General features: G+C 59.5%; 20 protein-coding genes and 1 riboswitch. Of the genes, 12 read left to right on the plus strand and 8 right to left on the minus strand.

All coding sequences use genetic code 11. The features are described from left to right. Window positions 1–208: 208 nt before the first annotated feature. Genes modA through modC form a run of 3 tightly spaced genes read left to right on the plus strand, consistent with a single transcriptional unit; the run spans window position 209 to window position 2834 of the window. Window positions 209–1000, plus strand: a complete 792-nt coding sequence (modA, locus tag ACQZ60_RS21060) for a molybdate ABC transporter substrate-binding protein (protein WP_020813462.1) — start codon at window positions 209–211, stop codon at window positions 998–1000. Window positions 1001–1053: 53 nt separating this feature from the next. Next, a complete protein-coding gene (gene modB, locus ACQZ60_RS21065) occupies window positions 1054–1761 on the plus strand; it encodes a molybdate ABC transporter permease subunit (RefSeq protein WP_059759997.1) in 708 nt (235 codons plus the stop codon). Continuing rightward, a complete protein-coding gene (modC, locus tag ACQZ60_RS21070; RefSeq protein WP_448736070.1) occupies window positions 1758–2834 on the plus strand; it encodes a molybdenum ABC transporter ATP-binding protein in 1077 nt (358 codons plus the stop codon). Before modB ends, modC begins: the two co-directional genes overlap by 4 nt. Here the strand turns inward: modC and ACQZ60_RS21075 are convergent. From ACQZ60_RS21075 to thiC, 6 genes are all read right to left on the minus strand, one after another. Further along, a complete protein-coding gene (locus tag ACQZ60_RS21075) occupies window positions 2803–3198 on the minus strand; it encodes a winged helix-turn-helix domain-containing protein (RefSeq protein WP_020813459.1) in 396 nt (131 codons plus the stop codon). The genes modC and ACQZ60_RS21075 overlap by 32 nt on opposite strands. A gap of 3 nt (window positions 3199–3201) precedes the next feature. Then, window positions 3202–4206, minus strand: coding sequence for a P1 family peptidase (locus tag ACQZ60_RS21080; RefSeq protein WP_448736071.1), 1005 nt, complete (start codon window positions 4204–4206; stop codon window positions 3202–3204). 88 nt (window positions 4207–4294) lie between these two features. Next, window positions 4295–5068, minus strand: coding sequence for a thiazole synthase (locus tag ACQZ60_RS21085; protein WP_448736072.1), 774 nt, complete (start codon window positions 5066–5068; stop codon window positions 4295–4297). A gap of 4 nt (window positions 5069–5072) precedes the next feature. Continuing rightward, a complete protein-coding gene (gene thiS / locus ACQZ60_RS21090; RefSeq protein WP_080853065.1) occupies window positions 5073–5270 on the minus strand; it encodes a sulfur carrier protein ThiS in 198 nt (65 codons plus the stop codon). Further along, entirely contained in the window at window positions 5239–6243 is a 1005-nt protein-coding gene (gene thiO, locus ACQZ60_RS21095; RefSeq protein ID WP_448736073.1) for a glycine oxidase ThiO, read from the minus strand. The genes thiS and thiO overlap by 32 nt, the downstream gene beginning before the upstream one ends. Before the next feature lies 1 nt (window position 6244). Continuing rightward, on the minus strand, window positions 6245–8068 hold the full coding sequence (gene thiC, locus ACQZ60_RS21100; protein WP_448736074.1) for a phosphomethylpyrimidine synthase ThiC: 1824 nt from the start codon (window positions 8066–8068) through the stop codon (window positions 6245–6247). A gap of 95 nt (window positions 8069–8163) precedes the next feature. Next, window positions 8164–8275: riboswitch (TPP riboswitch) on the minus strand. A gap of 182 nt (window positions 8276–8457) precedes the next feature. On the opposite strand from thiC, the gene ACQZ60_RS21105 reads away from it, so the two are divergent. Genes ACQZ60_RS21105 through ACQZ60_RS21125 form a run of 5 tightly spaced genes read left to right on the plus strand, consistent with a single transcriptional unit; the run spans window position 8458 to window position 14246 of the window. Continuing rightward, window positions 8458–8709, plus strand: a complete 252-nt coding sequence (locus tag ACQZ60_RS21105; protein ID WP_003521307.1) for an acyl carrier protein — start codon at window positions 8458–8460, stop codon at window positions 8707–8709. Continuing rightward, window positions 8709–9890, plus strand: coding sequence for an acyl-CoA dehydrogenase family protein (locus ACQZ60_RS21110; protein ID WP_059759982.1), 1182 nt, complete (start codon window positions 8709–8711; stop codon window positions 9888–9890). Before ACQZ60_RS21105 ends, ACQZ60_RS21110 begins: the two co-directional genes overlap by 1 nt. Before the next feature lie 4 nt (window positions 9891–9894). Then, a complete protein-coding gene (locus tag ACQZ60_RS21115) occupies window positions 9895–10803 on the plus strand; it encodes an amino acid--[acyl-carrier-protein] ligase (RefSeq protein WP_003504856.1) in 909 nt (302 codons plus the stop codon). Between the two features lie 6 nt (window positions 10804–10809). Further along, window positions 10810–11793, plus strand: a complete 984-nt coding sequence (locus ACQZ60_RS21120; RefSeq protein WP_448736075.1) for a DUF1839 family protein — start codon at window positions 10810–10812, stop codon at window positions 11791–11793. Further along, window positions 11790–14246 carry a beta-mannosidase gene (locus ACQZ60_RS21125; RefSeq protein WP_448736076.1) on the plus strand — a complete coding sequence of 819 codons (2457 nt, stop codon included), beginning with the start codon at window positions 11790–11792 and terminating at the stop codon, window positions 14244–14246. Before ACQZ60_RS21120 ends, ACQZ60_RS21125 begins: the two co-directional genes overlap by 4 nt. Window positions 14247–14266: 20 nt before the next feature. On the opposite strand, the gene ACQZ60_RS21130 is transcribed toward ACQZ60_RS21125, so the two are convergent. Next, window positions 14267–16072 carry an alpha/beta fold hydrolase gene (locus ACQZ60_RS21130; protein WP_448736077.1) on the minus strand — a complete coding sequence of 602 codons (1806 nt, stop codon included), beginning with the start codon at window positions 16070–16072 and terminating at the stop codon, window positions 14267–14269. Between the two features lie 38 nt (window positions 16073–16110). Further along, window positions 16111–16314, minus strand: coding sequence for a hypothetical protein (locus ACQZ60_RS21135; protein ID WP_035264427.1), 204 nt, complete (start codon window positions 16312–16314; stop codon window positions 16111–16113). Between the two features lie 102 nt (window positions 16315–16416). Between ACQZ60_RS21135 and ACQZ60_RS21140 the strand changes: the two genes are divergently transcribed. From ACQZ60_RS21140 to ACQZ60_RS21155, 4 genes are all read left to right on the plus strand, one after another. Further along, window positions 16417–19134 carry an ABC transporter transmembrane domain-containing protein gene (locus ACQZ60_RS21140; protein ID WP_448736078.1) on the plus strand — a complete coding sequence of 906 codons (2718 nt, stop codon included), beginning with the start codon at window positions 16417–16419 and terminating at the stop codon, window positions 19132–19134. 43 nt (window positions 19135–19177) lie between these two features. Beyond that, window positions 19178–19633 carry a cyclic nucleotide-binding domain-containing protein gene (locus tag ACQZ60_RS21145; protein ID WP_003521299.1) on the plus strand — a complete coding sequence of 152 codons (456 nt, stop codon included), beginning with the start codon at window positions 19178–19180 and terminating at the stop codon, window positions 19631–19633. A 190-nt stretch (window positions 19634–19823) separates the two neighbouring features. Beyond that, window positions 19824–20684: an MBL fold metallo-hydrolase gene (locus tag ACQZ60_RS21150; protein ID WP_051671927.1), complete on the plus strand. Its 861-nt coding sequence runs from the start codon at window positions 19824–19826 to the stop codon at window positions 20682–20684. 209 nt (window positions 20685–20893) lie between these two features. Next, the gene (locus ACQZ60_RS21155; protein WP_080815745.1) at window positions 20894–22588 is read left to right on the plus strand and encodes an adenylate/guanylate cyclase domain-containing protein; all 1695 of its coding nucleotides are present in this window, start codon (window positions 20894–20896) and stop codon (window positions 22586–22588) included. Window positions 22589–22591: the final 3 nt, after the last annotated feature.

Consider the following 22591-nt stretch of genomic DNA (forward strand, 5'->3'; position numbering starts at 1 on the left):
ATCACATTCAAAAAATGGAGACGTTGCAGATGCGCGGGACAAGCCCGAGCATGACGAGGAGAGCTTTTCGAGCTTAACCACCCCTCTAAACAGACATCCCGGCAGCCTCTTTTCCCCATCCCATCGATATATCCTTGAAAATATAATGATTGCCCTATAGGCCTATCGATATATTCATCAGAATATCTCGAACCGGGGGTAACAAACCATGAGACTTTTGCGTCGCAGCTTCTTCAAAACCATTGCCGCCGCCACATCCTTCTGGATGGCGGCCTCCTTTGCGGCCGTTCCGGCCCATGCCGCCGAAAAAGTCACGGTGTTTGCCGCCGCAAGCATGAAAAACGCGCTCGATGCTCTCAACGCCGAATGGGCAAAGGAAAGCGGTAACGAAGCAACCGTTTCGTATGCAGCAAGCTCGGCGCTGGCCAAGCAGATCGAGCAGGGCGCACCGGCGGATATCTTCGTTTCCGCCGACCTTGCATGGATGGACTATGTCGCCGAAAAGAAGCTGATCAACGCTGACAGCCGCTCCAATCTTCTCGGCAACCGCATCGTTCTCGTCGCTCCGGCCGACAAGGCAAAGCCGGTCGAGATCAAGCAGGGCTTCGATCTTGCCGCTCTGGTGGGCGATGGCCGTCTGGCCATGGGCGCGGTTGATTCCGTGCCGGCGGGCAAATACGGCAAGGCCGCTCTGGAAAAACTTGGCGTCTGGTCCTCGGTCGAACAGAAGGTCGCCGGCGCGGAAAGCGTGCGTGCCGCCCTGCTGCTCGTCTCGCGCGGCGAAGCACCATATGGCATCGTCTACCAGACCGACGCCGCCGCCGACCCAGGCGTGACGATCGTCGGCACCTTCCCGGAAGACAGCCATCCGCCGATCATCTACCCGGTCGCCATTCTTTCGGAAGCCAAGTCCCCGGCCGCAAAAGCCTATCTGGATTTCCTGAAGTCGGCCAAGGCAACGCCCTTCTTCGAAAAGCAAGGCTTTACCGTTTTGAAATAAACTGCCTTTCGTGGCCCCAACCTATGGGCCGCGAGAGATGACGATTGCAGGATATGGCATTGCATTGGTGGACACTCAGCCCTGAAGAATGGACGGCGATCAGGCTCAGCCTGTGGGTGTCGTCCATCGCCATGCTTGCCAGCCTGCCTTTCGGCATTCTGGTCGCCGTGGCGCTGGCGCGCGGTCGCTTCTGGGGCAAGTCTCTCCTCAATGGCATCGTCCACCTGCCGCTCATCCTGCCGCCCGTCGTCACCGGCTTTCTGCTGCTCGTCCTGTTCGGCCGCAGGGGCGCGATCGGGCAATTTCTCGATAGCTGGTTCGGCATCGTCTTTTCCTTCCGCTGGACCGGAGCGGCGCTCGCCTGCGCCGTCATGGCCTTTCCGCTGATGGTGCGTTCCATCCGCCTCTCCATAGAAGCGGTGGACCGAAAGCTGGAAGAGGCGGCGGGAACATTGGGAGCAAGCCCGTTCTGGGTGTTCCTCACCGTCACCCTGCCCTTGACCCTGCCCGGCATCATTGCCGGCATGATCCTGGCTTTCGCCAAGGCCATGGGCGAGTTCGGCGCGACCATCACCTTCGTGTCCAATATTCCCGGCGAGACCCAGACTTTGTCCGCCGCCATCTATACCTTCACCCAGGTTCCGGGCGGCGATGCCGGTGCGTTGCGGCTAACCATCGTCTCCGTCGTGATTTCCATGCTCGCTTTGCTCGTCTCGGAGTTTTTGGCCCGCATCGTCGGCAGACGGGTGAGCATGGAATGACGCTTTCGGTCGCCACCCGCCATCGCCTCGGTTCTTTCGAACTCGATGCGTCATTCACCTCCGAAGGCGGCGTCACCGCGCTGTTTGGACGCTCCGGCTCCGGCAAAACCTCTATGATCCGCATCATAGCAGGCCTGTTGCGGCCGGATGAGGGACAGGTTTTGCTCGATGGCGAAGTGCTGGCCGATAGCGGAACACGGCTGTTCCTGCCGGCTCATAAACGCCGCTTCGGTTATGTTTTTCAGGAAGCGCGGCTCTTCCCGCATCTCAGCGTGGCGCAGAACCTGCATTACGGCCGCTGGTTCGCCGTGAACAAAACCGGGAGCGCGAATGAAGACCGCATCGTCGACATGCTCGGCATCGGCCATCTTTTACAGCGCCGGCCGGACAAGCTTTCCGGCGGCGAAAAACAGCGTGTCGCGATTGGCCGCGCGCTCCTCTCATCACCCAGGCTGCTGCTGATGGACGAGCCGCTCGCCTCGCTCGACGAGGAGCGAAAAGCCGAAATCATTCCCTATCTCGAACGGCTGCGCGACGAGACGAAAATCCCGATCGTCTATGTCAGCCATTCTATTCAGGAGGTCGCCCGCCTCGCCGACCGCATCGTGGTGATGAAAGACGGCAAGGTGGAGGCGCAGGGAAAAGCGGCCGACGTGCTTTCCAGACCGGATTTCAGCGCGCATCTCGAACGACGCGAGGCGGGCAGCATTCTTTCCGGGCACATTGAAAGCTTTGATGAGCGGCATGGCCTTGCCGCCGTAAGGCTGAAGACCATGCTGCTCCATGTTCCGGCCAAAAGGGGAGCGTCCGGCAGCCCGGCGCGGGTGCTCATACCGGCGCGCGACGTGATGCTGGCAACCGTAAAACCCGAAGGCTTAAGCGCGCTCAACATTCTCGCGGGCCATATCGCGACTGTTTCTGCCAGCGAAGACGGCATGGTCACGGTTCAGGTGGATTGCGGCGGCGACATCATCCAGTCGCGCATCACCGATCTGTCACGCGAGAGGCTGCAACTGGAGCCCGGAAAACCGGTGCACGCGATCATAAAGTCGGCGGCTCTCGATCCCTATTGAGAGCCGCATCGGGATTGCGGTTGGCCTCCAGCCAGTCGATATCCGCGCGCAAGGCCTCGTTCATCCGCTTTTCCATGCCGCGATAACGCTCCAGCACCTCAGTGCCAAAAGCGGTCAGCGCCGCACCGCCGCCCTGTTTGCCGCCACGTTGCGATTCGATAACCGGTTGCCTGAACATATGGTTCAGCGCATCCACCAGCAGCCATGCGCGGCGATAGGACATGTCCATCGCCCGCCCGGCGGCGGAGATGGAGCCGGTCTCGACAATCAACTCCATCAATTCGATCTTGCCATGGCCGAGACGTTCTCCGGGCGGAAAGTCGATACGAAGAACAGGCTTCAGTGGCGGGAGGGCCTCACTCATCGTTCAAAGGCTCCGTCCATGAAGATCGCGATAGGCCTTTTGCGCTCCATCCACCGGTAAGGCCGTCGCCTCATAGACGCCACGCGCGACCGCGCGCGCCATCACCATGGTCGCCAGATGGCAAAGCTCGGCGAAATGAACGCCGCCCTCAAGCGGCTTTTCACCGGTCGAGGCCGCGAACATGGTGTCGCCGTCGCTTGGCAGATGGGCGGGCAGAACGGCGCGCGCCAGCCCGTCATGCGCCATGATGGAAAGGCGATGCGCCTGCGCCTTGGTGAGCACGGCATCCGTCACCACCGCACCGATGGTTGTTGCCGTGAGATTAACCCCCTTGAGGCGCAGCGCAGTATGATCCGGCTCGAAACGATCGGGAAAACCGCAATCGCCGTATTCACCCTGCACTTCAAACGGCGCGGACCAGAAATGGCGGCTCGTTCCAACGGTTGCCGAGCCGAGCGCATTGACGGCAACGATGGCCGCCACTTTGTACCCGCCGGAACTGACGGCGCTTGCCGAACCGAGCCCGCCCTTGAAGGTGGCGGTCGTCGCACCCGCTCCAGCCCCGACCGTTCCAAGCTCGAAGGGCGTCGCACGCGCCGCCTTGAAGGCTGCATATCCCATCTCGCGATAGGGCGAATGCAGCCCCCAATCCTTGTCGCCGCCATTCAGCAGATCCATCAGGATCGCCTGCGGCACGATGGGAACGCGGGTGGAACCCACCTGCAGGCCGCGTCCGATTTCGCGCAGCCCGGCCTGAACGCCGCCCGCCGCATCCAGTCCGAAGGCAGAACCGCCTGACAGCACGAAGGCATCCACCGTTTCCACTGTCATCGACGGGTCGAGCAGGCCGGTATCGCGCCCGCCCGGCGCACCCCCCAAAACAGAACCGGAGGCAATGGCGGGCTTTTCGAAAACAATCGCCGTAACACCGGAGCCAAGGGCAAGATCGGTGATATTGCCGACCGAAACGCCGCCGATATCCGTCAGAAGATTGGTGAGTGCCGCCATGCCGTTTCCCTTTTCTTCCGGTATCCCGCCACCATCAGGCACTGTCAACGCAAAACGTGAGGTGCCTGATGTCGACGACAAGCCGCGATCAGGAAAAAACCGCCGTTCCAATCACCGGCGTCGAGGGAACAGCCATGTCCCTCGGCTCCAGCGGCCCGGAGAGATATGCCTGATGGCCGGCTTCTATCGCCCGGGCGAAAGCCTCCGCCATGCCGACCGGGTCTCCCGCACCCGCCACCGCCGTGTTGAGCAGAACGGCATCGTAACCGAGTTCCATCACCGTGACCGCATGCGACGGACGGCCGATACCGGCATCGACGATCAGCGGCACATCCGGGAAACGCGCCCGCATGGATTTCAGCGCCGTCAGATTGAGCGGTCCCATGGCGCTGCCGATTGGCGCGCACCAGGGCATCAGCACCTTGCAGCCTGCCTCCAGCAGCTTCTCGGCGACGACCAGATCGTCCGTCGTATAGGGAAAGACCTCGAAACCATCATCGCAGAGGATTTTCGCCGCCTCGACAAGTGCGAAAACATCGGGCTGCAGTGTGTCGTGATGACCGATGATCTCCAGCTTGATCCAGTTAGTGCGGAACAAATCGCGGGCCATCCTTGCCGTCAGCACCGCTTCTTTGACCGTGTGGCAACCGGCGGTGTTGGGCAGGATCTGGCGATCCAGCTCACGGATAAGCTCGAAAAACTGACCGCCCTTCTTGCCAGCCGCTGTTTCCCGGCGCAGTGAAATCGTCAGAATATCCGTGTTGCTCGCCCGCACGGCATCGGCAAGCACGGCGGGGGACGGATAGCGCGCCGTGCCGAGCAGGAGACGGGACGAGACCTCGCGACCATAAAGCGTCAGCATGGTTTCAGCCTCCCTGCATCGGCGAGAGGATTTCGATACGATCGAAAGCCTTCAGCTTATAATCTGCGCGCTCTTCCGAATGCACCAGATCGCCATTTACCGCCGTCGCCAGCCACTCACCCTCGTATTCGAGGCTGGCGAGCAGGCCGGCCAGCGTCTCGGCGGCCAGATCAAGCTCGTCGCCATTCACCAGAAATTTCATGATCCCGTTCCTTTTGAGAGAGAATTTGGCAGACGATTTCAGCCGTCTGCCGCGCCATCGCCGGCGACAGCAGAAAGCCATGCCGGTGCGCGCCGTTGATGAAAATTGTCCGGCCATCCTGCGTGACCTTCGGCAGATTGTCGGGATAGGCGGGGCGCACGCCGGTGCCTGTCTCGATGATTTCCGCTTCCGCGAAAGCCGGATGCACGGCATAGGCGGCATTCAGGAACTCCATCATCGAGCGGGCGGAAATGGCGCCCGCATCTTCCGTCTCGATCATCGTCGCGCCCACCATGAAACGGCAGGGCTCGCGCGGCACGATGTAGAGCGGAATGCGCGGATGCAGCAGCCGGACGGGACGAGACAGGGAAACCTCCCGCGTGGCGAGATAGAGCATCTCTCCCCGCACACCGCGAAGATCGGAAATCCCGCCGATTGCCGCAGCACCAGTGCAATCCACCACCCGGTCGAACGGCTCTTCATCCAGCGGGATACCCATATGGAACTGCACACCCATGGTGCAAAGCCGTTCATGCAGCGATTTCAGTGCAAGACGCGGATCGAGATGCCCCTCACCCGGAAAATAAAGCCCTGAGCGAAACCGCCCGGCAAGATCTGGCTCCAGCGCGGCGATTTCGCCCTCATCCACCCAGCGATAACCGTCGGTTCGCGATGCGAAACGCGAAAGCTCCGCCTTATCGCGGGCCGGCGCAACGACCAGCGTACCGTGCCGCACGACAAGGCCGGGTGTCGCTTCATCCCACCAGTCGAGCGCCGCCTGCCCGAGCGTCAGAACCGGCTCTTCACCGCTTTCACGCTCACACCAGGGCGCCAGCATGCCACCCGCATACCAGGATGCGCCGCGAGAGGGTTCGGCATTGCGCTCGCAAATATCGACGGTAACGCCGGTCCGCACCAGTTCGAAGGCCGCCGTCAAACCGGCGACCCCCGTTCCCTTGACAAGCACGCGCATGTTATTCGGCATCCGCAGGCGTCGCGAGCGGCATGTAAAGCTCGCCGCCTTCCTTGAAACGTGCGGCCATGGCCTCCAGCCCCTCCTTCTGCGCCTCGGCGCGGATATCGTGAGAAATCCGCATCGAGCAGAATTTCGGCCCGCACATGGAGCAGAAATGCGCGACCTTGTGCGCTTCCTTCGGCAAGGTCTCGTCATGGAAGGAGCGCGCCGTATCCGGGTCCAGCGACAGGTTGAACTGATCCTCCCAGCGGAACTCGAACCGCGCGCGCGACAGCGCATCGTCCCGCACCTGCGCTGCCGGATGGCCCTTGGCGAGATCGGCGGCGTGCGCGGCGATCTTGTAGGTGATGACACCGACCTTCACGTCGTTACGATCCGGCAGTCCGAGATGTTCCTTCGGCGTGACGTAGCAAAGCATGGCGGTGCCAAACCAGCCGATCATCGCCGCCCCAATGCCTGACGTGATGTGGTCGTAACCGGGCGCAATATCGGTGGTGAGCGGTCCAAGCGTATAGAAGGGCGCTTCACCGCACGTCTTCAGCTGCTTGTCCATGTTTTCCTTGATCTTGTGCATCGGCACATGGCCGGGGCCTTCGATCATCACCTGGCAATCCTTAGCCCAGGCGATCTGCGTCAACTCGCCCAGCGTTTCCAGCTCGGCGAACTGCGCGGCATCATTCGCGTCGGCAATCGAGCCGGGACGCAGGCCATCGCCCAGCGAGAAGGAGACGTCGTAAGCGCGGCAGATGTCGCAAATCTCCTCGAAATGCTCATAGAGGAAGCTTTCCTTGTGGTGATGCAGACACCACTTGGCCATGATCGACCCGCCGCGCGAGACGATGCCGGTGACGCGGTTGACGGTGAGCGGGATGTAATGCAGCCGCACGCCGGCATGGATGGTGAAGTAATCCACACCCTGCTCCGCCTGTTCGATCAGCGTATCGCGGAACACTTCCCAGTTCAGGTCTTCGGCAATGCCGTTGACCTTCTCAAGCGCCTGATAAAGCGGCACCGTGCCGATCGGCACCGGCGAATTGCGGATGATCCACTCGCGGATATTGTGGATGTTGCGGCCGGTAGACAGGTCCATGACGGTATCCGCACCCCAGCGGATCGCCCAGACCATCTTCTCCACCTCTTCCGCCATGGAGGAGGTGACGGCGGAATTGCCGATATTGGCATTGATCTTGACGAGAAAATTGCGGCCGATGATCATCGGCTCAAGTTCCGAATGATTGATATTGGCGGGGATGATGGCGCGGCCGGCCGCCACTTCCTGACGCACGAATTCCGCCGTGACGTAGTCCGGGATATGCGCACCGAAACTCTCGCCGTCGCGCGCCAACTTTTCCCTGGCCGCCTCGCGCCCGAGATTTTCGCGGATGGCGATGAATTCCATTTCTGGTGTGATGATACCTGCCCGCGCATAGGCAAGCTGGGTCACGGCTTTACCGGCCGTGGCTCTGAGCGGCTGGTGGCGCACGGAAAATTCTGGCGTCAGGCGTTCGCCGGTGGCAAAGCCATTGTCCTCGGGCTTGACGTGCCGGCCGTCATAAGCCTCGACATCGCCGCGCGCCACGATCCAGTCATGACGCAGACGCGGCAGACCCTTTTCAATCAGAACGGGATGCGAAGGATCGGTATAGGGACCGGAGGAATCGTAAACCGTCACCGGCGGTTCGCCCGCCGTCGGATGAACGGCGATCTCGCGCATCGGCACGCGGATATGGGGATGTAAAATGCCGGCTTTGTGAATTTTGGTAGAGGCGGCATGCGGCCCGGTGGTGACGACAAGCGGGATATTCTTGGCAGCGATATTCATCTTGAGGCTCCAAAGTTTGACAGTGGAGACCCAGTTCGAGCCGGAATGATGGAAAATACCGAATTGCCGAAACGCGACGTCATACGCCCGCCCGACCTTCGGTCTTTGCACCGTCCCTACGCCAGTATGAACTGGATCAGGTTCAACGGGTCACTGCGCATGAAAGCAGAATCTCAGCCCCTTGACGGGACACCCCTGGTGAATGGCCACAGCAAAAAACACCGACCGACATTTGTCAAGGCCGACGATCCATGCTTGGCAAAGGTGCGGGAATGGCGCATGCTGCCGTTAGTTGTAATTAACCTAACGGTTTAGGCGAATATTATCGTTTGCAACGTAACGATAAGCACAAACCATCCTGATGTGAAATTCATGGGAGATACGTCGGAATGAACGCGACTATTCGTGAAATACTGGCCAAATTCGGCCAGCTTCCAACCCCTGTCGATACGATTGCAGATGAAGCCGATCTTTATGCGGCAGGCCTTTCTTCCTTTGCATCGGTGCAATTGATGCTCGGCATCGAAGAAGCATTCGATATCGAATTCCCCGACAATCTGCTGAACCGCAAGTCCTTTGCGAGCATCAGAGCCATTGAAGACACCGTTAAGCTCATTCTGGATGGTAAAGAGGCAGCCTGATGAACGTCACCGTAGCGCCGCAGGATGAAACGCTGTCCGCGCGCGCGGGCCGTGTCGCGGCAATTGCCGCCAAACACGCGGATGAGGTGGATGTCACCGGCCGATTCCCACAGGAAGCCGTCGACGCCTTGCGACAGGAACGCCTGCTCGGCATCCAGGTCCCCTCTTCGCTGGGCGGCGAAAGCGCTTCCTTACAGGAAATCGCCGATATCTGCGCCCGTCTCGGTCAGGCCTGTTCGGCAACCGCGATGATTTTCGCCATGCACCATATCAAGGCATCCAGCCTGGTGGAACACGGCGAGACGAGCGCATGGCATGCCGGCTTCATGAGCCGCATCGCCAGCGAACAGCTTCTCCTTGGCTCCGCCACCACCGAAGGCGGCATTGGCGGCAATCTGCGCAACTCCATCTGTGCAATCGAGGTCGAAGGCGATTTCTGCCGGCTGGAAAAGGACGCCACCGTCATTTCCTATGGCAGCAATGCCGATGCGATCCTCATCACCTCGCGCGCCCACAAGGATGCCGCGCCCGCCGATCAGGTGATGACGGTCTTCCTGAAAAACCAGTACACGCTCGAAAAGACCCATGTGTGGGATACGCTCGGCATGCGCGGCACCTGCTCGGACGGCTTCCTGTTTCGTGGCGAAGCGCCGGCGGCGCAGATATTCCCGAAACCCTTTGCGGAAATCGCCGCACAATCCATGCTTGCAAGCTCGCATCTCCTGTGGAGCGCCGTCTGGTACGGCATCGCCTCGGATGCCGTGCTGCGCGCCCAGTCTTTCGTCAGAGCCGCGGCGCGCAAGTCGCCCGGCACCGCCCCTCCCGGCGCGATCCGTCTTGCCGAGGTCTCCACCAAGCTGCAGGTCGTGAAATCCAACATCATCGCCGGCATCAAGGCTTACGAGGACACCAAGAGCGACCCCGAAAAACTGATGTCCATGGCTTTTGCCGTCGCCATGAACAATGTGAAGATTTGCTCTTCCGAAACCATTCTCGAGATCATCGACCACGCCATGCTGGTCTGCGGCATCATGGGCTACAAGAACGGCACGCCCTACAGCCTCGGCCGGCACCTGCGCGACGCGCATTCCGCCCGCCTGATGATTTCCAACGACCGCATTCTCGGCAATTCCGCCAATCTCCTGCTGGTTCACAAGCAGGACACCAGCCTCTTGGGATAAGACCATGGACATGCAAACATCGTTTCTCGATCGACTGTTCGAAGAAGGCCTGCTGATTGAAACCGGTGTGGACGGTCTTTATGGACGCAGCGGCCAGTTCGAGGATGTCATTGCCGCCTTCGAGCGGCTGATCGACCGCACTGGCGGCGCTGACGGCGCCGAAGCAATCCGCTTTCCGCCCGGCATCAACCGCGCCTATTTCGAAAAGAGCGGTTATATGAAGAGCTTCCCGCAGCTCGCCGGCACGGTCCATTCCTTCTGCGGCTGTGAACTCGACCATGTCAGCCTGCTGAAAACCATGGATGAGGGCGGCGACTGGACCAAAGACCAGAAAGCCACCGACATCGTGCTGACGCCGGCGGCCTGCTACCCGCTTTATCCGACGATTGCCAAGCGCGGCGCACTACCTGCCGGCGGCGGTCTTTATGACATCCAGTCCTATTGCTTCCGCCATGAACCTTCCAAGGACCCGGCCCGCCAGCAGCTTTTCCGCATGCGCGAATATGTTTGCATGGGCACCGAGTCCGACGTCACCGAATTCCGCCAGACCTGGATGGATCGCGGCGTGGAGATGATGAAAGCGGTTGGGCTCGACGTCACCATCGATGTCGCCAACGATCCCTTCTTCGGCCGCGCCGGCAAGATGCTGGCCAACAACCAGCGCGACCAGAACCTGAAATTCGAACTCTTGATCCCGGTCACATCCACGACCAGCCCGACGGCCTGCATGAGCTTCAACTACCATCAGGATGCCTTCGGCCAGAAATGGGGCCTCAATCTCGACAATGGCGATGTCGCCCATACCGCCTGCGTCGGTTTCGGCCTTGAGCGCATCGCGCTGGCGCTGTTTGCGCATCATGGTCTCGACGTGAAGAAATGGCCTGCGAAGGTCGTGGAAACGCTCTGGGGCTGATCATTCATGCGGCAGATTTTTCCCGGTCTCGATCCCAGAAACTATGTGCAGCATCCGCTCCATTCCTCCGAGAGAATGTGGCCGGAGACCAATTGCTACATCGATTTGTGGATCGAGGTGCTGGCCTCGAAAGGTCTGTCGCCGGAAGCCATGTTCGGTTTCACGCTCACGCAGGATTTCGAAGGTGACCAGTTCACCTTCTTCAAGGTGCCGCTGGAAGACCTCGAGGCGCTTTATGGCGTTCGCGCCACCGAACTTGCGATCTTCGACAGCGTGGAAAACCACATAGAGGCACAGCTCGCACGCGGTCGCATCTGCCTGATCGAGATGGACAGCTTCTATATGCCGGATACCCATGGGGTGGGCTACCGGAAGGAACATGGCAAGACCACCATCGCCATCAACCGGCTTGATCTCGCGAAGCGTGAACTCGACTATTTCCACAATGCCGGCTTCTTCCATCTTGCAGGCGAAGATTTTGACGGCCTGTTCCAGCATCATCTGGCCGAGACCGACCCGCCTTTCCTGCCCTATACCGAATTTGCAAAATTCGCGGATAGCAGCCCCTCGCCCGCACATATTCGCAAGACGGCCGAACGGCTCCTGAAATTTCATTTTTCCAGACGGCCCTCCGCCAACCCTGTCCGCGCTTTTGCCGGCGTTTTTCCGGCGCAGGTGGAAAAGGTCGCCGACCGACCCTTCGGTTTTTTCCACAAATATGCCTTCAACACGCTGCGCCAGCTCGGCGCCAATTTCGAACTGGCGGCAAGTCACTTCGAATGGCTGGACGCGGACGGTTTTTCTGAAGCAAGAGACCACGCGCTCAAGATTTCCGAGGTTGCCAAGACCGTGCAGTTCCAGCTCGCCCGCGCCGTCACCCGCCGCAAATTTGATGCACTGGCCACCGTGCTCGATCCAGCAGCGGATGCGTGGGATGGCATGATGGAAGCGCTTTCGACTAAACTCACTGATGCCAGCGAGGCCGCGTGAGGACTTATCTTCCCGGCGAAAGCGAGGAATTGCTGAGCGAAGGCTGGACGCTGACGCTGACGTCCGCCGATGCCTGTGAGACGCCGTCCGATATTCCCGCATCGCTCGAAAGCCTTCACGTCTCCGTTCCCGGCACCGTGGCGCAGGCTCTGGAAGCGGCTGGAAAATTCGACCGCCTTGCCCCGGCGCCTCTCAATGACAGGGATGCCTGGTATCGGCTGACGATGATTTCCGATACGCGTGAACGCGCCACCCTGCGCTTCGACGGTCTCTCCACCATTGCCGAAATCTTCTTCAACGGCGAGCTGATCGCCGCGAGCCAGAGCATGTTCGAAAGGCTGGAAGTGCCTGTCGAACTCACGGGCGCGGACGAGCTTTGCATCTGCTTCCGGGCGCTTGCGCCGAGACTTGAAAAAACCGGTCCCCGCGCCCGCTGGCGACCGCAGATGATGAATACGCAGGGGTTGCGGCTGATCCGCACCACCGCACTCGGTTACATGCCCGGCTGGTGCCCGGAAATCCACGCCGCCGGTCCATGGCGACCCATCAGTCTGATCAGACAGGAGGCGGTGCTTTGCACGCTCCGATCTTCGCTGGACGAGGCAGGAACGGGAACGCTCGCCATCTCGCTGGAAACCAACCGGCCCATAAAATCGGCACGGCTTTGCTGCGCGGGTTATAGCGCCGATCTTTCCAGGGATGAGAACGGCAAGTTTTCCGGCGAGCTCCACATACCCGAAGTCGAACCATGGTGGCCGCACACCCATGGCAGGCCTGCGCTGCACGACACGCTTTTGGAACTGGACGGCGAACAACATAGGCTGGGGCGTACCGGCTTCCGGCGGGTCGAGATCGATCATGGCGATGACGGTAACGGTTTCGGCCTCAAGGTGAACGGTCAGCCGGTCTTCTGCCGTGGTGCGGTCTGGACGACGGCCGATATTGTGCGCCTGCCGGGAACGGGGGCGGACTACGAGCCATGGCTTAGAAAAGCCGCGGAAGCCGGCATGAACATGATCCGCATCGGCGGCACCATGGCTTATGAGACGCCGGAATTTTTCGCACTTTGCGACGAACTCGGCATCATGGTTTGGCAGGACGCCATGCTCGCCAATTTCGATTACCCGGCAAAGGACGAGAGCCTGCGCCAGCATATCGTCACGGAAATCTCGCAGTTCCTCAAAGCCACCGCGCTTTCTCCATCGCTCACCGTCTTCTGCGGCGGCAGTGAAATGTACCAGCAGGGCGCGATGCTCGGTCTACCGGAACAGATATGGAAGGGAGCGCTCACCGAGGAGGTTCTACCGGAACTCCTTGCCGAGAAACGCCCGGACACAGCCTATGTCGCCAATTCCCCGTCCGGCGGCGCATTGCCCTTTTTTCCCAACGTCGGGGTCGGCCATTATTACGGCGTGGGCGCCTATTGCCGCCCGCTGGAAGATGCGCGCCGCGCCGATCTGCGCTTCGCCGCCGAGTGCCTCGCCTTCGCCAATATTCCCGAACAGGAAACGCTGGACAGATATCTACCCGGCGTGGCCGTGCACGATCCGCGATTGAAGGCACGCGCACCGCGGGATCGCGGGGCATCCTGGGACTTCGAGGATGTTCGCGACCATTATCTGAAGCTGCTCTACGACGTCGAACCGGATGTTCTGCGTCGCGAAGACGGTGGCCTTTATCTCGACGTGTCCCGGGCCGCCACGGCCGAGGTCATGGAGGCGACTTTCGCCGAATGGCGGCGCAGCGGCTCCTCCTGTCAGGGCGCTCTGGTCTGGACCCTGCAGGATCTCGTTCCCGGCGCAGGCTGGGGTATCATCGATGCCACTGGCCGGCCCAAATCCGTCTGGCACGCGTTGAAAAGGGCGTTCCGCCCCATCCAGGTTACTTTTTCCGATGAGGGCACGAACGGGCTGGATATACACCTCGTCAACGAGACCGGCGGCGGCCTCGAAGCCATGCTGGAACTGACCTGCCTGCGCGAAGGTGTGCAACCCGTCGTCCACGCCAAACGACCGCTCACGCTTTCGCCGCGACAGAGCCAGACCATTGCCGCAACAGATTTGTTCGGCGCCTTTTTCGATACGACCTATGCCTATCGTTTCGGCCCTCCGTCCCATGACGTAACCATCGCCCGGCTTCGCGACGTTGCGACAGGACACGTCATCGCCGACGCATTTCATTTCCCTCTCGGCCGTAAAAAGGCGCTGCACGCCGCAAACCTTCAGGTCACGATCGGTGAAACGAGCGGCAACTGGTCTCTTGAAATCGGCACGGACCGGCTGGCGCAGTCCGTCCATGTCGAGGTGCAGGGTTATTACGCCTCGGAAAACTGGTTCCATCTCGGCCCCGGCGAAACAAGAAAAATCAGCCTCCTGCCGGAGACCCCGGCGACGGAAGCTCCTCCTTCCGGAGAGGTCGTGTCACTGGGTTCCAGCCGGCGATTTTCCTTCTAAAGCATGACGGCCAGGCATTTTTACCGCAAATGCTCGAGAGCCAGCCGCTTCACCGCGTCGATATAGATTTGTCTGGCTTCCGGCGTTGAAAGATTGTGATCGGCATCGGGAATAATGGTCAGCGACACGTTCTTATAGGCAGCCAGTCCTTTGCCATTGGCGTCGAAGTAATATTGGAAATGTTCCAGACCATCGTCGTTGTCGCTGTAGAGCAGATGAACGGCGGTATCATTCGCTTTCAATTTATCGAACGCGCCATAAACGGCACGCCCTTCCTCGCTGCCCCTGCGGAACAGCCTCGCCGTTTTTGTCGAAAGCCTCTTGATCGTCGCCTTGACGATATTCAGCCCCGCGCTTGCCACATCGACATCGCCGCTGATGAGACGTTTGAATGTCGCGCCCTGTCGAAAGCGCTGGCTGTATTCGCCGAAGGAACGCGGGCGTTTATGCAGGGCCTCATCCACCGAGCGGCCTTTGCGCCAATGGAAGACGACCGGATTGACCGCGACCACGGCGTCGATCCGCTCATCGGCGATTGCACCGTTGAAGGCGAGATAAGCGCCGCTGCACCGACCCGCCGCAATGAAAGGTCCCTTGCCGCGCTTGCCGAGAAAATCGAGTGCGGCAGCCACGTCGTCATTCTGCGCGGCATCGTAAAGAACCTGCTCGGGCACGTTTTTGACCGGAGGGCTGTCGGCAATATTAGCCGCATCGAAGCGAAGCGATGCCACCCCCTCGCGCGCCAATGTACGGGCCATCTGCACGGAAAGCCTGCCCCAACCCGCATGCCGGTCATAGGCCGCGCCAAGCAGAAGAACCGAAGAAACCGCCTCCCGGTCGTCCGGCCCGCAAAAAATACCGAAAAGCCGCCCGCCTTCTCCAAATTGCACCGGCTGCTCGACAAAACCGCGCCCACGCTGCGGGGCATTGACTGTAAAATCCTCCGGGGGGATCGCCGGACTCTCGGCATGGGTCTGGGAGAGGACCCAATCGACCAGCCGGTTGACCACATCGTCGGATATTTTCGAAAGCGTAGGGCTGGAGACGAGATCGTCGTAACCTGAAAACTCCGCCTCCTCCACCGCACCGCCAATCGCAATGAGATGCCTGGCGAAGTCGGCATCGGTTACGCGGCCCGGCCGGGAGAGCGCCAGAATGGTGCGCGCCGGAGCAGCGGTCAGATTTGAAAGATTGGCCTTCCTGATCGCATCGGCAACACCGGCAGGCATGGCCATGCCGGCAATCGATCCCGCCTCCGTCATCCGTTGCGCGGGCCGAAGACCGAGGCCATCGTCGATCATGGAGGACCACATCGCCAGCTCACGCAGATAGGCGCGGCCGGAAACGACAGGCGCCAGAAGCGCCATGGAACCCACTTCAGCCACATCGGCAAACGCCTGTGCAGCAATCAGGCAGCCAAGACCCTGAGCGACAACGACCACTTCGGCGCAGCCGGAAAGACGCTTCAGACAATTGAGCGCCACGCGCGCGTCGGAAATCCAGTCCGCTGCACGGCCTGCATCATCAGGGTCGAAGGCGTCACCCGCGCCCAGATAGTCGAATCGCAGGCTGGCGACACCGCAAGCGGCCAGCCGCTCGGCCAGTACCCGTTGAAACTTGCGGCTGCACAGCTCCTCCATGCCCCATGGGCTGACGAAAAGAACGGCATGGCGCTGTCTGACATCCTTGCGCGCCGGATGGAAAATCCCGGTGAGCCCATCAAAAGAGACCGGATGCGCAACCGCCCCATTCGAGGCAATGCCGGAAAGCGACAATGCATCAAGAGACGGATCGCTGCCTGTACGCTCTGAAATATCTATCGCCATCGACCTTGCCATCATTGCGCCAGTGTCTGGCTCAACCATTACGGGATCATTGTATCGAAGCGTCTTACCGCCTGATCTACAATAAAAACAACAACATTAGAGAAGTCTAAAAATATAGTCGCATTTATATCCATTGCCGCCCGCACATTGCAAAAACGAACACCGGGATGGCGGGCAAGTCCCGGCAGGGCCGCTATTTTGCTCGAAACCGCTTGAATATACTGATAAATAGCGAGTCCCATACCTATTTGCAGGAGGAGGTTGCGCCACCCGGCCACCGGATCGTCTAGACACCGCGCAAACCAACACGCCGGGCCACGCCCGACAGGTCATAGAAGTTTTATATGGAACAAAGCCTTACGCGTTATATCTGGTCGCACACGAGGCGGCAGCAGCTTTTCATTCTGCTGATCGTGGCCCTGTCGATGATCCCCTATTTCCTCGCCTTCGATCTGCCCAAGCAGATCGTCAACGGCCCAATTCAGGGGGATGGTTTCGAAGGGGCGAATGCGACGCAGCTTTTCATGCATCTCACGGTCGATATCCCCTACTGGGGCACCGTGACATTATTCCCCGGGCTCGAGCTCAACCGCATGTCGATGCTGATGGCGCTCAGCCTGACGTTCCTTGCGCTTGTCATCATCAACGGGCTCTTCAAATATTACATCAATACCTACAAGGGCCGCCTTGGCGAGCGGCTTCTGCGGCGCATCCGCTTCGAGCTCATCGACAAGATCCTGCGGTTCCCACCCTCCCATTTCAAGCGGGTCAAAGGTGCGGAAATCTCCAGCATGGTGAAGGACGAGGTGGAGCCGCTCGGCGGATTTACCGGCGACGCCTTCGTGCAGCCGGCCCTTCTCGGCGGCCAGGCACTCTCCGCACTCTTCTTCATTCTCGTGCAGAATTTCTGGCTGGGCCTGATTGCGGCTTTCATGGCCGCCATACAGGTGGGCATCATTCCCAAAATGCGCCGCCGCCTCATCGAACTCGGCCGCCAGCGGCAGCTGAGCGCCCGCCAGCTCGCCGGACGCATCGGCGAAATGGTGGACGGTATCGGCACCATCCATGCCTATGATACGTCCAATTACGAGCGCGCGGATGCCTCCCACCGGCTCGGCGACATCTTCAAGATCCGCTACGATCTCTACCAGTGGAAGTTTCTGGTCAAGTTCATCAATAACTTCCTTGCACAGCTCACTCCCTTCTTCTTTTATGCGCTCGGCGGTTATCTCACACTGAAGGGCAGCCTCGATGTCGGGCAGCTGGTCGCCGTCATCAATGCCTATAAGGAACTGCCCGGGCCGCTGAAGGAACTGATCGACTGGGATCAGGCGCGTCAGGACGTGCAGGTGAAATACGAGCAGGTCTTCGAGCAGTTCGATGCTCCGAACATGATCGACGAGAAAGTGCAGAAACTGTCTCCCGGCGCAGTCGCGGCGATCAGCGCCCCGATCGTCGTCGCCAATCTGACACTGGAGGACGACAGCGGCAGCCGGCTTCTGGAACAGGCGTCGCTGAAGGTCGAACCGGGCGAGGTGATCGCCATCGTCGGCGGCTCGGGCGCCGAGGCGCTGGCGGATGCGATCGGCCGCACGCTCTGGCCAACCTCGGGCAAGATCAGCATCAACGACGTCGACATATTGGAACTGCCGGAATCGCTCACCGGGCGGCGCATTTCCTATGTGTCCTCGGACAGCTATTTCTTCCACGCCAGCCTGAAGGACAATCTTCTTTACGGCCTCAAACACGCCCCGCTTGCGGACAGGAACTATGAGGGAGCGGCGCTGGAACATCGCAAGTGGGAAATCCGCGAAGCCAAGATGGCGGGCAATCCGCTGATCGATATCAATAGCGAATGGATCGATTACGCTTCGAGCCCGGCTGGCGACGGCAGGCCGGAGAATCTCATCCGGGCCATTCTGGCCGTCCTCGACAGCGTAGAACTGTCGCAGGATATTCTGGAGTTTGCGCTGCGGTCCTCGATCGACCCTTTGACCGACCTGCATCTTGCCGCGCGCATCGTTGAATTGCGGCATGTGCTGCGTGCGGAGCTCGAAAAGGAAAATCTGAGCGGCCTCATCGCGCCCTTTGAACTGGAGAGCTATAACAGCGAGGCGACGGTCGGCGAAAACCTGCTGTTCGGCACCATGCGGGATTCTTCCCAGACGATCAGGACCGTCATCGAAAGCGACTATTTCCGCTCCCTGATGCGCGAAACCGGTCTCGTGAAAACCCTGTTCGAGATGGGTTACACGATTGCCGAAAACATCGTGGAAATCTTCGCCGACCTGCCGGGAGACCACCCCTTCTTCCAGCAGCTCACCTTCATGACGCCCGACGACATTCCGGTCTATCAGCAGATGCTGCAACGTCTTCAGAGCCGGAGTTTCGACGAAGCTAATGAAAGCGAAAAGCGCGCAATGCTGCGGCTCAGCTTCTTCTACATCGAGCCTCGCCAGCGTTTCGGTCTTCTATCGCCGGAGATCATGAATCGGATCGTCGAAGTCCGGCACATGTTCCATGAGAACCTGCCCGACAGCCTGAAAAACGTGATCGAAATCTACGATCCGACCAAATATATGAGCGCCACCAGCCTGCTGGACAACATCCTATTCGGCAAGGTCAGCCATCGCTACACCGACGCCTCGCGACGCATCACCCGCATCGTCGCCGATGTCATGCGCAAGCAGGGTGTCTATGAACGCGTGCTGGCGGTGGGCCTGGACTTCAACCTCGGCGCGGGCGGCAAGCGGCTTGGCCCGCTCCAGCGTCAGAAGCTCAATCTCGCGCGGGCGCTGATCCGCAAATCCGATTATTACGTCTTCAACCGCCCTCTTCCCGGCCTCGATCCCCGACAGCAGGAGGAAATTGTCGAGCGGGTCATCACACTCCTGAAACAGAACAACAATAACCCGTCGATCATATGGGTCCTGTCGAACGCGACGCTCTCCCGCATGTTCGAGCGGGTGATCGTTGTTCATCAGGGCCTGATCACCGCCGACGGAAGTTACGAGACTCTCGCCGAGGAAAACGGTACATTCAAGGACATGGTCGCAACATAAATCCAAGAAGGTGACCGAGGTGGAACAAGAACAGGGTAAGTCAATGCTGTTTAAAGACGAAATTCAGATGCTGAAAAGGGTGCCGTTTTTTTCGGAAATGGAACCGTCAAAGCTCAAACTACTGGCATTCGCATCCGACCGGGTGTCCTATCATGCTGGCGACGTGCTGTTTCATCAGGGAGATGTCGGCGATGCGGCCTATGTCGTCTTGACCGGAAAAGTCGATGTTCTGGTCGATTCCCCTTCGGGCACGCTGAAAGTGGCCGAAATGACCGGCAATGCCATTGTCGGCGAAATCGCAATCCTCTGCGATAGTGTCAGAACCGCGACCGTTCGCGCCTCCACCAATGTGGAAGCCCTGCGCATCGGCAAGGAACAGTTCTTCAAGCTCATGTCCGATTTCCCCGACATCACCATCAAGGTCATGCGCGTTCTGGCCGAACGCCTTACCCAGACGACGGCGGAACTGAGCAAAGCGCGGGCAGGCGCCCGGACATAAACGACAATTCCTTGCTACCTTGAATGGCGATATTGGAAAAATAAATGTCGTACTATTGCAATATAAATGAAATGCTGACTGAATAAGGGGTAAAGGCGTCCGCCAGAAACGAGCGGATATAAGAATCTATAGAGACAACGGGCTTCATGGGAGGAAAGCGTGCAAGATTCCGTTGTTATTGGGGTGTGTCATGGCGTTCGATTCCGACACAGCAAGTCGGGAAAGTAATAGAAATTTTCGGGTAAAGATCTGGGGTGCGCGGGGAACGCTTCCTGTTTCAGGTGAAAACTTCCGAAAATACGGCGGAAATACCATCTGCATCGAGGTAAGATGCGGCGATCACGTTCTTTTGTTCGATGCGGGTTCGGGCTTGCATCCCGCTGGCCTTGCCCTGCGGGCGGAAGGCATTACCGACGTCAACCTGTTCTTCTCGCATTGCCATTACGACCACATTGTCGGCTTCCCCTATTTCAAGCCCTTTTATAACAGCTCCAACGATGTCGCCATCTGGTCGGGCCACCTCGCCGGCACCATGACCACCCGGGAAATGCTCAAGGACTTCATGAGCCCGCCCTGGTTCCCCGTGCCGCTGGAAATCTGCTGCGCAAAAATCGACACGCGGGACTTCATGCCGGGCGACGCGCTCGATGTGCATCCCGGCCTTTCGATCAGAACAGGAATGCTCAACCATCCCGGCAACGCCATCGGATATCGGCTGGACTGGGAAGGAAAGTCCCTCGCCATCATCACCGACACCGAACATGAGCCGGGCGATATGGACGAAACCGTGCTCGACCTGATCAGGGATGTCGACCTTTTCCTCTATGACGCCATGTTCACCGATGAGGAAATGAGCCTTTATCGCGGCTATGGCCATTCGTCCTGGCAACAGGCGATCCGCCTCGCCAAACGCGCCGGCGCAAAAAATGTCGGCTTCATCCACCACGCCCCAAGTCGCAGCGACGAAGAACTGGACAATATCGAAAAACAGGCGAAAGCCCAGTTCAGTGGGGCCTTCGCGGCCATGGACGGCCAGATCATCGAGCTCTGACGCAATCTGGCTCCGGCAAAGTCGACCTGTCCGACCGCTTTTTCGAAACCCCGATTTCGACATCCCTTGCCATGCGGGCGTTCGAACACGCACAATTGACCGTTTCCGATCGATTGCTCCACGATATTGCCACGAGACGGCCTGCAATAAGGGTGCCACCACATACTACATGATGATTCTGCGCTGAATGACCACATGATGGGATTTGCATGATCCGTTTCTTTTCGGAGACCAATTTGAGACGCGCCCGGATTTTATCCGGCCTCATCATATTTGCTTTCGTATTTTCCCATCTTTTCAATCACTCCCTCGCACTCATCTCCATCGATACCGCCGAACGGGCGCGAAAATGGTTCAGCCTGATCTGGCTCAACCCAGTCAGCAGCCTGCTTTTTTACGGTTCTGTTCTGGTGCATGTCTGTCTTGTTCTGCGCTCGCTTTATCTGCGCAGAACGCTGCGCATGCCGCTCCGCGAAGCGCTTCAGGTCATCTTCGGCCTGTCGATCCCGTTCCTGATCATCGGCCACGCCGTCAATATCCGCGTGTCGCATATGCTTTATGGCATCGATGTCGGCTATTATTCGGTCATCCGCAGGCTGTGGATCAACAACCCGATACAGGGCGCCTGGCAAAGCCTCGCCTTGATCGTGATCTGGGTCCACGGATGCATTGGCCTCTATTTCTGGCTGCGTTACCGGGACTGGTATCCGCGAATAGCCGGGCTGTTCATGACGGTGGCCGTGATGTTGCCGCTCCTGGCGCTGCTGGGCTTCAGCGATGCCGGCCGCTGGCTGGCGGAAATCGATGAAAAATACGCGCTTCCGCCCGGACTTGCCGACAATACGATTCAAAAGGACGAGCTGCCACTGCAGCGGGAAATGGAAACACAGATCCGTTTCATCACCGGCACAGCGGAGACGTTGTTCGTCGGCGCGGTAATGCTGGTTTTCGCCATGCGTGGCGTACGCAGCTTTCGGCAACGATTGACGGCGATCGAAATCCGCTATGAACATGGCGCGCAGGCACATGTACCGGCCGGGCTCAGCATTCTGGAAGCCAGCCGCCTTGCGGGAATTCCGCATTACTCCGTCTGCGGCGGCAAGGGGCGCTGCTCAACCTGTCGGGTCAAGGTCCTGAACAGCAAAGGCCCGCTACCGCCACCGGGAGACATCGAGCAAACCACATTGAGGCGCATCCATGCCGATTCCGATGTTCGGCTCGGCTGCCAGCTACGCCCCACCAGCGATATTGATATCGCGCTTCTCGTTTCGCCGCCCCAGCAAAGCGACCTGCCGGCCGATGCGCAGCCGGCCCGCCCCGGCCGGGAAGAAGAAATCGCCATCCTCTTTTGCGATCTGCGCAACTTCACCACGCTTTCCGAAGCGAAGCTGCCCTATGATGTCGTCTTCCTTCTGAACCGCTATTTCACCATCGTCGGCCAGGCCGTAGAGCAGGCGGGAGGCCATCTCGACAAATTCATCGGCGATGGCGCCATGGCGCTTTTCGGACTTGGCGAGGACGCGGAACATGCCTGCCGCAACGCCATGAAGGCGGCCGCGACCATATTGCGGGATATAGCAATTCTGAACGAGGGGCTGGAGAAACAATTCGCCGTCCGCCTGGAGGTCGTCGTCGGCATTCATTCCGGCCCGAGCATCGTCGGCGTCATGGGATATGGCGCGGCCAAAACCCTGACGGCCATCGGCGATACCGTCAACGTGGCAAGCAGGCTCGAATCCAAGGCCAAGGAATTCGGCGCAGCCATCGTTGTTTCCGAACCAGCCATTATTCAGGCGGGACAGGAGATTGCCGATCTCAGAAGCGAAGAAATCGCCATCCGCGGCCGCAACTCACAAATGAAGGTCTTCCTGCTCTCGAAAGAAGAGAGCGAGCGCTATTTATGAGAT

This window comes from Agrobacterium sp. 22-223-1, assembly GCF_053522385.1.